Source organism: Mesorhizobium sp. M5C.F.Ca.IN.020.29.1.1, from assembly GCF_003997375.1.
In the GTDB taxonomy this organism is placed as follows: Bacteria; Pseudomonadota; Alphaproteobacteria; order Rhizobiales; family Rhizobiaceae; genus Mesorhizobium; species Mesorhizobium wenxiniae.
The window spans coordinates 1-645 of the sequence record NZ_RZSW01001135.1 but is presented as its reverse complement, the minus strand read 5'-3'; the positions used below and the strand labels follow the sequence as shown (position 1 = coordinate 645).

The 645-nt window shown below is 60.5% G+C and carries 2 protein-coding genes; both read left to right on the top strand.

The features are described from left to right. Positions 1-292, top strand: a 292-nt coding sequence (locus EOA85_RS36710; protein WP_245486411.1) for an alpha/beta hydrolase, incomplete at its 5' end; no start/stop codon positions are given. A gap of 23 nt (positions 293-315) precedes the next feature. Beyond that, entirely contained in the window at positions 316-642 is a 327-nt protein-coding gene (locus tag EOA85_RS36705) for a hypothetical protein (protein WP_065007780.1), read from the top strand. The last annotated feature ends 3 nt before the right edge of the window (positions 643-645 follow it).

Here is a 645-nt window from a genome sequence, read left to right as displayed (position 1 = left end):
GGATACGCCTGTGCGCCGTGCGATTTCAGTCGGACTGATGGAGAAGCTCAAGGCTAATCTCGACTGGTTCCCTCGTTACCAGGGATACCTGCGCAAGCAGCGGCCGCCGGCAATGATCCTTTGGGGACCGAAGGACGAATACATGCCTGAGCCGGCAGCGCGCGCCTATCTGCGCGATCTCCCCGAGGCCGAGCTGCATTTGCTGAACGACGCCGGACACTGGCTGCTGGAGACCCATTTCGAGGTCGCCCTGCCGCTTGTGCGACGGTTTCTCGGTGGGGTCCTGCATTAATCGCCCGCACAGAGGAGCACTTCATGACCGACAACGCCACAATTGCCCGGATCTGGCGGGGAAGGACACGCCGTGATCTGGCAGACGCCTACGAGCTCTATCTACGCCGCGAAGGCATTCCGCCGCTTCAGGAGAAGGCACTTGGCTTGCAATTGTTTCGCGAAGATCGCGAAGAAGAAACGGAGTTCGTGACCATCTCGTACTGGCCAGACGTCGAAGCCATGGCGAGCTTCACCGGCGGCGACCCGCACAAGATCCACCACCTGCCGCGTGACGAAGAGTTTCTCATTGAACTGCCCAGGCGAGTGACCGTGATGCGGATCCTCGTCAGTCAATTGCCTCGCGACTAGGAC

Excerpts from the sequence above, each read along its gene's own strand:
- EOA85_RS36705 (WP_065007780.1), top strand. The coding sequence starts at position 316 with ATGACCGACAACGCCACAATTGCCCGGATCTGGCGGGGAAGGACACGC.